General features: G+C 72.3%; 6 protein-coding genes. All 6 read right to left on the bottom strand.

The genetic code is table 11. From position 1 onward, the window contains the following. Positions 1 to 744: condensation domain-containing protein (locus ADL12_RS06320; RefSeq protein ID WP_244187791.1), on the bottom strand; the 744-nt coding region annotated here is incomplete at its 3' end. After that, a complete protein-coding gene (locus tag ADL12_RS06315; RefSeq protein WP_063806619.1) occupies positions 741 to 5,369 on the bottom strand; it encodes a non-ribosomal peptide synthetase in 4,629 nt (1,542 codons plus the stop codon). The genes ADL12_RS06315 and ADL12_RS06320, both read right to left, overlap by 4 nt. Further along, positions 5,366 to 8,581, bottom strand: coding sequence for a non-ribosomal peptide synthetase (locus tag ADL12_RS06310; RefSeq protein ID WP_062699379.1), 3,216 nt, complete (start codon positions 8,579 to 8,581; stop codon positions 5,366 to 5,368). The genes ADL12_RS06315 and ADL12_RS06310 overlap by 4 nt, the downstream gene beginning before the upstream one ends. Then, positions 8,581 to 8,799, bottom strand: coding sequence for an MbtH family protein (locus tag ADL12_RS06305; protein WP_062699377.1), 219 nt, complete (start codon positions 8,797 to 8,799; stop codon positions 8,581 to 8,583). Before ADL12_RS06305 ends, ADL12_RS06310 begins: the two co-directional genes overlap by 1 nt. A 3-nt stretch (positions 8,800 to 8,802) precedes the next feature. Further along, the gene (gene panD / locus ADL12_RS06300; protein ID WP_425265068.1) at positions 8,803 to 9,258 is read right to left on the bottom strand and encodes an aspartate 1-decarboxylase; all 456 of its coding nucleotides are present in this window, start codon (positions 9,256 to 9,258) and stop codon (positions 8,803 to 8,805) included. Between the two features lie 29 nt (positions 9,259 to 9,287). After that, positions 9,288 to 10,154 (bottom strand): alpha/beta fold hydrolase, encoded by an 867-nt coding sequence (locus ADL12_RS06295; protein WP_079051864.1) that lies wholly within the window; start codon positions 10,152 to 10,154, stop codon positions 9,288 to 9,290.

The raw sequence follows: 10,154 nt of genomic DNA, 5'->3' as shown, positions 1-10,154 counted from the left end.
GGGCGGGGGGACCAGGATGGTGCGCCAGTGGTCGAGGTGGCCGGCGAGTCGCTCGTCGGTCCAGGTGGTGCGCTGCCAGAGCGCGAAGTCGCCGTATTGGAGCGGGAGTTGTTCGAGAGGCGAAGGCTCACCGGTGGCCGCCGCCCGGTAGAGGGCGCTCAGGTCCCGGGAGAGCGCGTTGAATGTCCCCCCGTCCCAGGCTATGTGGTGCACCGTCAGGACGAGGGTGTGGTCCTGCTCCGCGCGATGGATCAGCAGCGTACGCAGCGGGTGGTCGGAGGCGAGGTCGAAGGGCGTCGCCGAGGCGGTCCGGGCCAGTTCCGTCGCCCTGCTCTCCCGCTCCTGCTCCGGCAGCCCGCGCAGGTCGACCGCGTCGAACTCCACCTCCGCCTCGGCGTCCACCAGTTGCTCCGGGCTGCCGTCCCCGGCGGCCGGGTAGCGGGTGCGCAGCACCTCGTGCCGGTCGATCAGACCCTGCAGGGCCGTGCGCAGGGCGGCCGGGTCGAGGGGGCCGCGCAGGCGGATGGCGAGGCAGACGTTGTAGGCGGGGCTGGCCGGGTCGAGCTGCTGGAGCAGCCACATCCGGGACTGGGCGTACGACAGCGGCAGCCGGGGCGTGTCCGCCGGCCGCCGCGGGATCCGCTCGGAGCGCGCGTCGGCGTCGGCCAGACCGGCGCTCTCCAGCCGGCGGCGCAGCAGTTCTCGCTTGCGGGCGGCGAGGTCGGCGGTGGGGGTCTCCGTCACTGGTCTCCGCCTTTCAGGAGCAGTTCGAGGGACGTGGTCCAGAGCGCGGACAGCCGTTGGATCTCGGTCTCGGCGAAGATCCGTTCCGGCCACTGCCAGCACACCGAGAGCTCGGTTCCGGTGATCACCGCATCGACGACGAGGGCGTACGGGGCCGGCATCCCGGGGTCGGCGCCACTGCCCATGGCCCCGGTCTCGGGTGCGCTGGTGAACGCGGCGGTCTCGCGCCGCTCGCCCATCGTCATCCGGCCGAGGTAGTTGAACTGGATCTGTGGCTCGGGCAGTTGGGAGAGTTGCGCGGCTGTTTCCGGGTTGAGGTGGCGCAGCAGGCCGTAGCCGATCCCCTTGTCGGGCAGGGCTGCCAGCTGGTCGCGGATCCGCCGTACCTGGTCCGCTCCGGGCGGGGCGCCGGGATCCAGCCGGACCGGGAAGACGGTGGTGAACCAGCCGAGGGTGCTGGACAGGTCGGCACCGGGGAGGAGGTGCTCCTCGCGGCCGTGCCCCTCCAGCGCGATCAGTACGGAGGGATCGGGGGCGCTGCGCCAGGACCGTACGGCCTGGGCCAGCGCGGTCAGCAGCACCTCCTGGACGGAAGCGGTGGTCAGAGGTGCGGTGATGTCCGGGCCCAGCGTGGTCCAGTGCCTGCGGATCGTCTCCCTGGTGTCCCGGGCGGGATCCAGCGGTCCGGCTCCCAGGGGTGGTTCCGGTCGCTCCAACACTCCCTTCCAGAAGGCGAGTTCCGCCGCCCGGTCCGGGGCCAGGTCCTGCAGCGCCTGCGCCCACTCACGGAAGGACGTGCCTGCCGGCGACAGCTCCCTGCCCTCCCGGGCGGCGGCCAGGTCGGCGACCAGGACGCCCCAGGACGCGGCATCGCTGACGAGGTGGTGCAGCACGACCAGCAGCCGCCCCTCGCGACCGCTGCCGGCGTCGAACCACAGGAACCGCGCCACCGCGCCGGACGCCGGATCGAGCTCGGCCACGAGCTCGTCGAAGGCCTCCGGCACCAGCGTGCCGATCGCCGTATGGTCCAGCCCCTCGGCGTCGATGCGCCGTACGCAGTCGGCGGCGCGGACCGTGCCCACCGGCGCGGCGTGGAAGCGCCACGCGCCGTCCTCGGCCCGCGTCAAGGTGGAGCGCAGCAGGTCGTGCCGGTCCAGGACGGCCTGGACGGTGCGGTGCAGCCCGTCGAGGTCCATGTCGGCCGGCGTACGGAGGAACCGCGCCTGGCTGAGTCCGCGGAAGGGTCCGCCCTGCTCGGTGAGCCAGGTCAGCATGGGGGTGAGCGGTATGTCGCCGGTTCCCGCGTCGGAGTCGGCCGCCCGCCCGCGGCGGAGCCGCTGTTGGTTGCGGTCGGCGGTGCCCGCACGCCCGGCGGTGGCGGCCCGTTCGGCGAGTTCCGCGATCGTCGGCCGCTCGAACACGTCACGCGGCGAGATCGCGAGCCCCGCCGCCCGCGCCTGGCTGACCAGCCGCATGGACACGATGCTGTCGCCGCCGAGCGCGAAGAAGCTGTCGTGCACGCCGACCGTGTCCAGCCCGAGCACCTCGGCGAACAGCGTGGCGAGCCGCTCCTCGACCGGATTCCGGGGCGGCTGCGCGGCCGGGCCCGCGGACCGGGAGGGCGCCGGGAGGGCGGCGGTGTCCAGCTTGCCGTTGAGGGTGAGCGGGAAGCTGGACACCGGGACGAAGGCCGACGGCACCATGTAGTCGGGCAGGACGGCCGCCACGGCCCGGCGCAGCAGCTCGGCCGTCTCCTCGGCCGGCGGCACGGACGGTGACAAGGAGAGTGGCGCGGCCAGGATGACGTAGGCGACCAGGCGCCGTACGGAGGGCGTGTCCTCGCGGACGACGACCGCCGCCCGCTCGACCAGCTCGTGCTCCAGCAGCACCGCCTCGATCTCGCCGGGTTCGATCCGGTAGCCCCTGACCTTGACCTGGTCGTCGACCCGGCCCAGGCATTCCACCAGGCCGCCCTCGGTCCAGCGGGCGATGTCGCCGGTACGGTACATGCGCGCGCCGGAGCTGTCGGAGAAGGGGTCGGCGACGAAGCGGCCCGCGGTGGCGGCCGGTTGACCGAGGTAGCCCCGGGCCAGGCCCGCGCCCGCCACGTACAACTCGCCCTCGACGCCGACGGGGACGGGGTTGAGGTGTCCGTCCAGGATGTAGAGGGTGCCGCCCGCCACGGGGCGGCCGATCGCGGGCCACTCGCTGAGGGCGAGGTCGCAGTCCGCCGAGTCGACGGTACATTCGGTGGGCCCGTACAGGTTGTGCGCGGCCAGCCCGTCCGTCTCGCGCAGGGTGCGCCACAGGTCAGGCGGTACGGCCTCGCCGCCGACGCCGATCACCTTGAGCTGGGCCTGCCAGTCGCCGCCCTGGGCGACGAGCTCGCCGAGCAGGGACGGGGAGAGCTCGATGAACTCGACGCCGTTCCGGGCGAGGAAGTCGCGCAGGGCGGCGGGGTCCCGGCGGACCTCCTCGGGCACCAAGTGCAGTTCGTGTCCGGCGAACATCCACAGCATGGGCTGCCAGGAGGCGTCGAAGGCGATGGGCCAGGCGTGTCCGATCCTCAGCGGGCGTCCGCCGACGGCCGCGGCCGCGGGTTTGTGCAGGGCTGTGTGGTGGGCGGCGAAGAGGTTGACGATGGCTCGGTGGGGGATGACCACGGCTTTGGGGCGGCCGGTGGAGCCGGAGGTGTAGATGACGTAGGCGGGGTGTTCGGGGAGGAGGGGTTGGTGGCGGTCTGCGTCTGTGAGGTTGGAGGCGCGTGTGTGCGCGAGGCGTTGACGGGTATCGAGGGCGTCCAGGAACACGAAGCGGTCGGGTGGCAGTGCCGGATGGTGGCTGCGGGTTGATTGTGGCTGGTCGTGCCCACGCGGCGGAGCCGCACATGTCACAGCCCCGCGCCCCTTGAAGGGCGTTGCAGCCGTCGTGGTAACAAGCGCCACCGGGCGTGCGTCCTCCAGCATGCCCGCGATGCGTTCTTCTGGCCACGCTGGGTCCAGTGGTAGATAGGCCGCGCCCGTCTTCTGGATCGCCAGGAGTGCTGTCATCGTGTCCGGGGTCGGAGGCAGCGCGAACGCTACGAGCCGCTCCGGGCCCGCTCCCAACTCGACCAGCCACCACGCCAGTTGGTTCGCTGCGCTGTTCAGTTGCGCGAACGTCAGACTCTGTCCGTCCCCCACCACCGCCACCGCATCCGGCGTACGAGCCGCCTGCGCCTCGAACACCTCCGGCATCGTCCGGTACGGCACCGGCAGCCGCTCCCCGACCCCGCCCGTCAGCAGCGCGGTCCGCTCGTCGGGCGCGAGGGCGTCCAGTGCGGCCAGGGGGGCGTCCGGGTCGGTCAGTACGGCCGTCACCAGTCGCTCGAAGCGTACGGCCAGCCTCTCCACGGCCGCGCGGTCGTAGCAGTCGGGGCGGAACTCGAAGACGACACCCAGGCGTTGCTCGGCGAGTACGGCCAGGGTCAGCGGATAGTGCGTGGCGCCCGAGCCCTTGACCTCGAGGATCCGCAGGCCGGCGGACGCCTCGGCCTCGGCCACCGCGGCGTCGTCGATCGGGTAGTTCTCGAAGACCAGCAGGGTGTCGAAGAGATCGCCCGCCCCGGCGAGGCGCTGGATCTCGGTGAGGCCCAGGTGCAGATGGTCCATCAGCCTCGACTGCTCGTCCTGAAGGCGGCGCAGGAAGGCACCGGCCCGCTCCCCCGGCGGTACGGTCACCCGGACCGGCACCGTGTTGATGAACAGGCCGATCATGGATTCCACACCGGCGAGTTCGGCGGGCCGTCCCGCCACGGTCGCCCCGAAGACCACGTCGTCCCGGCCGGTCAGCCGTGCCAGGAGCAAGGCCCACAGTCCCTGCACGACCGTGTTGACGGTGACGCCCCGGCGCCTCGCGAACTCCTGCACCCGGCCGGTCAGTTCCTCGGTCAGTCGCAGCGTGTGCAGCTCGGGCGGCACCGGGACCAGCCCGGCGGTCGAGGGCGACAGCACCGTCGGCGCAACCCCGGCCAGTGCGTTGCGCCAGGCGTCGGCGGAGGCTTCCCGGTCCCGGGAGGCGAGCCAGGCCAGGAAGTCGCGGTACGGGCGTACAGCGGGCAGGGGGGCGGTGGTGCCGGGGGCGAGCTGGGCGGCGTAGAGCTGGAGGAGTTCCCGGACCAAGAGGGGGATGGACCAGCCGTCCAGCAGGAGGTGGTGGTTGGTGAGGATCAGTAGCCAGCGGTCGGTGGAGCGGCGAACCAGCGTCAGGCGCAGCAGGGGCGGGTCCGTGAGGTCGAAGCGGGCGGTGGCGTCCTCGGTGACCAGCCGGGCCACGTCGTCCTCCCCCGTGGCGTCCGCCTCGGCCCAGTTCACGGGGACCTGCTTGAGCACCACCTGCACCGGTTCGTCCAGGTCCTCGTGCAGGAAGGCGCTGCGCAGGTTGGCGTGGCGGGCGAAGAGTTCCTCAGCGGCGGTGCGCAGGAGGGCGGGGCGCAGGGGGCCCTCGATCTCCACCAGGGACTGCATGGTGTAGACGTCCTGGGCGCCCTCGTCGAACAGGGCGTGGAACAGCAGGCCCTGCTGGAGCGGGGACAGCGGCAGAATGTCCTCGACCAGGGAACCGTCGTCCCCGGGTGTCTTGCTCATCGAGTCCTCCACCTCGCCTTGACGTTGTCGAGCTGCGACTGGCTGAGTGACACGAGCGGGGCGCCGTTCGGAGTGAACTCCTCGGGCGCGGGGCCGGTTTCGTCGAGCAGGGCCCGGGCGAGCCCGGCCGGGGTGCGGTGGGTGAACACGTCCCGAGGGGACAGGGCGAGCCCGGCTCTGCGGGCCCGGTCGGCCAGCCGGACCGAGATGATGCTGTCGCCACCGCGTTCGAAGAAGTCGTCGTGGACGCCGGCCCGTTCCAGCCCGAGCACTTCGGTGAACAGCCCGCACAGCACCTTCTCCGGTTCGGTGCGGGGTGGTTCGTAGGTGGACGTCTCCGTGAAGTCGGGGGCGGGCAGGGCGCGTCGGTCGAGCTTGCCGCTGGGGGTGAGCGGCAGTTGCTCCAGGACCACCACGGCGGACGGGACGAGGTGACCGGGCAGTCGCTCGGCGAGGGCTCGGCGCAGGGTGAGGGGGTCGAGGGTCGCCCCGGTCACCCCGGTCGCCCCGGTCGCCCCTCGGTCTGCCACGACGTAGGCGACCAGGCGTCGCGGTGCCGAGCCGTCCTCCCTGGCCACGACCGCAGCCCGGCCGACACCCGGCAACGCTCGTGTCGCCGCCTCGATCTCGCCGGGCTCGACCCGGAAGCCCCGGATCTTCACCTGGTCGTCGGCGCGGCCGAGGAACTCCACCGTGCCGTCGGGCCGCAGCCTCGCGAGGTCGCCGGTGCGGTACAGACGGCTGCCGGGTGGGCCGAAGGGGTCGGCGACGAAACGTTCGGCGGTGCGGCCGGGTTGGTTGAGGTAGCCCCGCGCGAGTCCGTCTCCGGCCAGGTACAGCTCGCCGACCGCGCCGACCGGTGCCGGTCGCAGGAACGGGTCGAGGACGTGGACGCGGGTGTTGGCGATCGGCCGGCCCAGGGGCACCGCGCCCTCGCCGCCGTCGTGGACGTGGATCAGGCTGTCGCCGGCCGCCTCGGAGCAGCCGTAGAGGTTGACCAGACGTGCCTGTGGCCAGCGCCGGGTGATCGCGTCGGCCAGTGCGCCGGGGAGGGTTTCGCCGCTGGAGACCCAGGTGCGGACGGAGGAGAAGGCATCCGGCGGGGCGGATTCGGTGAGGGTGGTGTAGAGGCTGGGGACCGCCGTGAGAAGGGTGGCCCGGTGGCGGTCGGCCAGGGCGGCGAGGGCCCTCGGGTCGCCGGTCGCCTCGTCGTCGGCGAGCGCCACCGCGTCGCCCGCTACGAGGGCGCCGAGCAGTTCGGTGAGGCCGTCGATGAAGCTCAACGGGCTCTTGGAGACGCGGACGCCGGGTGAGCCGTCCCCAGCACGACGTCCTCCCAGCTCCCGGCCCCAGTCGAGGCGGTTGGCCAGGGCCCGCTGGGTTCCGATCACGCCCTTGGGGCGGCCGGTGGAGCCCGAGGTGAAGATGACGTACGCGGGGTGTTCGGGAGACAGGGGCGGTCGCTCCCGTACGGCTGCCTTCGCGTCCGGCGGACAGACCAACTCCCTTTGGATGCCGAGCAGTTGTGACGTCGGCGGATCGCAGATCACCAGTCGGGGCCCGGCGTCGTCGAGCATCAGGGCGATCCGGTCGGGCGGGTAGCCCGGGTCGATCGGCAGGACGGCGGCTCCGGCCTTCAGTACCGCGAGGAGCGCGGTGACCAGGTCGGGGCTGCGGGGCAGGGCGACGGCGACCACGGACTCCGGTCCTGCGCCCCGGGCGGACAGGGCCGCGGCCAATCGGTCGGCACGGGCGTCGAGTTCGGCGAAGGTCAGGGTGGTGTCGCCGTGGAGGACGGCGGGGGCGTCGGGGGTGCGGGCCGCCTGGTCCTCGTACAGGGCGCGGACCGCGGGGTGCGGCAGGGGGCGGGCGGTGTCGTTCTGTGCGGGGGGCTCGTCCGTGGAGAGGCGGGCTACGGGACGGGTGGGGTCCTGCGTGAACTCCGCCAGCAGATGCCGGAGTCGGGAGGCGGTACGTTCGACCGTCCCGCGATCCAGCACGGTCGGTTGATGGCTGAACGTCAGCGTCAGCTGGTCGCCCGGCAGGGCGGTCAGCGCCAACGGATAGTGAGTGGCGTCCTGGACCGAGACTCCCGTCATGCGGGGACCGTCGGGGCCGAAGGCGCGAGCGATGCCGTCGTCGTCGATGGGATAGCTCTCGAAGACCAGCAAGGTGTCGAAGAGGGCGGTGTGCCCGGCGGCGCGCTGGATCTCCGCGAGGCCGAGATGCCGGTGGTCGAGGAGCGCGGCCTGCTCGGTCTGGAGCCGGGTCAGCAGGCCGGCGAGCGGCTCCTCGGGCCTCAACCGCACCCGTACGGGCAGGGTGTTGATGAAGAGGCCGACCATCGTCTCGATGCCGGGGACGTCGGCGTCGCGGCCGGAGACAGTGGCCCCCAGGACGACGTCCGTGCGGCCGGTCAGCCTGCCGAGCAGGACGGCCCACAGGCCCTGGAGTACGGTGCTGACGGTCACCCCGTGGGTGCGGGCGGCGCCCGCCAGGGCCGAGGTCTCCTCCTGGGAGAGCTCCAGGACCAGCCGTTCGGGCTGCTCGACGGGCCGGTCCCGCGCGTCGGGCGCGATGAGTGACGGTTCGTCGAGTCCGTGCAGGGCGGCCTTCCATGCCTTTCGCGCGGCCTCGCGGTCCTGGCGGGACAGCCACGCCAGGTAGTCGCGGTAGGGCCGCACGCGGGGCAGGGCCGCGGGGTCTCCGCCCGAGGTGTACAGCTGGAAGAGCTCACGCACCAGCACGGGGGCGGACCAGCCGTCCCAGAGCAGGTGGTGCGAGGAGATCAGCAGCCGGTGCTGCCCCTCCCCGAACGTCACGAGCCGGAACCTCAGCAGCGGCGGACGGGACAGGTCGAACCGCTCGTCGCGGTCCTCCTCGAGCAGCCGGTCGAAGGCCTGCTCACGCTCCTGGGGAGGCAGTGGGCTCAGGTCGGTGATCTGCCAGGGGACGGTGACCGCGCTGCGCACCACCTGGACCGGACGCCCCGACCGCGAGGTACGGAAGGCGGCCCGCAGATTGGCGTGCCGGGTGAGCAGCGCCGTGACGGCCAGGCTCATCCGCGGTCCGTCCACGGGCCCTTCGAGCCGGATGACCAGCTGCCCGGTGTAGACGTCCCGTGCGCCCTCGTCGTACAGCGCGTGGAAGACCATCCCCTCCTGCATGGGTGACAGGGGGAGGACGTCCTCCACTGCCGGGCGGCCGGCCATCAGCCCTCGGCCCCACGCATGGCGTCGGCCAGGCTGCGCGGGCGCATGTCCGTCCAGTGCCGCTCGACGTACTCCAGGCAGGCGGCCCGGTCGTCGGGGCCGTGCACGGAGGTCCAGCCCTCGGGTACGGCCGCGAAGTCCGGCCACAAGGAGTACTGGCCTTCGTCGTTGACCAGGACGCGAAAGACACCGTCGGCGTCGTCGAAGGGGTTGGCCATGGCTCAGTTCCTCTCCTGCTCGCCGGCCTGGCGTGGCGCGGGGTGGGTGAAGGCTCCGGTGAACTGGTCGGCCGCGCCGGGTACCGGTTCGGCGGGGTCGGCGCCGAGCGCGACGATCCGGTTGGCCTTGTCGACGTGAACGACCCTCGGCCGGTGGGTGGCGCGTTCGGACTCGTCGAGCGCGGCGAAGGACATGATGATCACCAGGTGGCCGGGGTGGACGAGATGGGCGGCGGCGCCGTTGACGCCGATGACGCCGCTACCGCGTTCGCCGGTGATGGCGTAGGTGGTGAGTCGGGTGCCGTTGTCGATGTCGACGACCTGGACCGCTTCGCCCTCGACGATGTCGGCGGCTTCCATGAGGTCCTGGTCGATCGTCAGGGATCCCACGTAGTGCAGATCTGCCTGGGTGACGGTGGCTCGGTGGATCTTGCCGTGCAGCAAGGTGCGGTGCACCATGACCCCCTGAGGAGACTACTTAGGTGAGGCTAACCTAAATCAACATCGTCGGGTGGGGAAGAACCCGGCAGGGAAGAACCGGGCAGGGAGGTCCGGTCGCGGAAGAACTCGACAAGCACCCGGTTCACCTCGTCCGGCCGCTCCAGATAGCCGTAGTGGCCGCACCCTTTGATCTCCTGGTAGACGGCACCGAGGATGGCGTCGGCGACCTCGCGCCCCAGGTGCGGCGGCAGGATGACGTCGTCCGCGAAGCCGACGACCAGGCAGGGTGCGTCGACGGCCCGGTAGGCGTCCAGTCGGCCCTCCGGGACCTGGAGGTCCAACTGGGCCCGCACGCCCGGCCCTTGGGGCAGCGGGGAGAACTCGAACAGCACCAGCCAGTCCTGGATCTGCCGGTCGTCGTCCAGAGTGGCCGGCGACAGGTTCTGCAGGGCCCTGATCCAGGCGGCGTAGGCGGGCGGCAGCTCCAATCCGCTGTCGTACAGGGCACGTTCGGCCTCGGCCATCGCGGCGCGCAGGGCGTCCGTGCGGCCCCGGGTGGCCATCAGCACGCCCTGACGGACCAGTTGGGGCCTGGCCAGCATCAGCTCCTGGACGACATACGCCCCCATGGAGACGCCGACGAACCGGCACGGCGCGAGGCCGAGGTGCTCGGCCAGGCCCGCCGTGTCGGCCACGAGGTCGTCGACGGTGAAGCCTTCCGGGCACTCGTCCGTCGGCGGGATGCCCCGGTTGTGGAAGGTGACGACCCGGTAGCCGGCGTCCACCAGGGCCGGTACCTGGTGGAGGTGCCAAGCCCGTCCTCCGGCGCCCTGGCCCATCACCAGGACCACCGGCTCGCCGTCGCCGGTGTCCTCGTAGTGGAGCCGGATTCCGTTGATCCGCGCGCTCGGCAT

Source organism: Streptomyces regalis (genome assembly GCF_001509475.1).
Classification (GTDB): domain Bacteria; phylum Actinomycetota; class Actinomycetes; order Streptomycetales; family Streptomycetaceae; genus Streptomyces; species Streptomyces regalis.
Note: the sequence above shows the minus strand (reverse complement) of the source record. Positions and strands in the feature narration are given on the sequence as shown.